This is a genomic window from Streptomyces europaeiscabiei, from assembly GCF_001550375.1.
GTDB lineage: Bacteria > Actinomycetota > Actinomycetes > Streptomycetales > Streptomycetaceae > Streptomyces > Streptomyces europaeiscabiei.
This window is the reverse complement of record NZ_LRTR01000741.1, coordinates 1-918: the sequence shown is the minus strand read 5'-3', so window position 1 is coordinate 918 and position 918 is coordinate 1. Positions and strand designations below refer to the sequence as shown.

Annotated in this window: 1 protein-coding gene; it reads right to left on the bottom strand. The window is 75.6% G+C overall.

Annotated elements, in window-relative coordinates; all coding sequences use genetic code 11:
- On the bottom strand, positions 1 to 918 hold a 918-nt coding region (locus AWZ10_RS36650), incomplete at both ends, for a hypothetical protein (protein ID WP_159058490.1).

Genomic DNA, 918 nt, shown 5'->3' with positions numbered 1-918 from the left:
GGCCGGCCGGGGCCGGATAGCGGCGGCCGAGCAGCGCAGTACGCAGAACGGCCTGGCGGTCGTCGCGGTGCAGCGCCTGGGACACCACCAGCGGCAGCGATTCCAGCGCGGCCTCGGCGGCGTCCGTCGCCAGGGCCCAGTCCCGGCGCTCCACCGCCTCGCCGAGCGCGGTCCGCGCCATTTCGAACCGGGCCCGGGGCGGCAGCACCCGGTCGCCGGCCGGGGTCCAGGAGACGGGCTCCTCGTCACCGTGGCGGTACCAGGTGACGTCGTCGTGGGCGCGGCGGACCAGGTCGGCGACCGCGGCCAGGGCGGGGCGGAGCTGCTTTCGCAGTTCGGCCAGCTCGGGCGAGTACTCCGGTCGTCCCGGCAGGGCTTCGAGGCCACGTTCCGCCAGCTCGATGAGCCGTACCGCCTCCTGGGTGCCGACCCCGTCGCGGCGCAGCCAGGAGACGCCGGCCAGGGCGTGCGCGTAAGGGATGACACAGCCGATCCAGCTCGCCGACATCTCCGGCAGCCGGCCGACCGCCCAGGCCAGCGCGTCACACGCCCGCGCGACCGTCGCCTCGTCCTGGTGCAGTGTCCCGTGGGCGTGCCGGTGCATCTCCACCGCGCACAGCAGCTCGATGTACCGCGCACTCGTGGGCGGCAGCAGGGCCAGGTGCTCGTCCCCGCAGCGCACGACCCGCTCCAGGTCCTCCGGGTCCTCACTGAAGGTGAACTGCGCGGCCAGGAGCTGCACGAGGACGCCGGCGACGAAGCCCCGCCGCCCGTCGGGCAGCGGACCGGCCAGCACGGTCTTCAACTGGTCCACGGCCAGGGCCAGCCGGCGCGGATCGCTGACTCCCGTACCCAGCAGGGCGCTCCGCACGGCCGCGGCGTCCGGCGGCAGCCCGTCGAGATCCGCCGCGGAGGCCG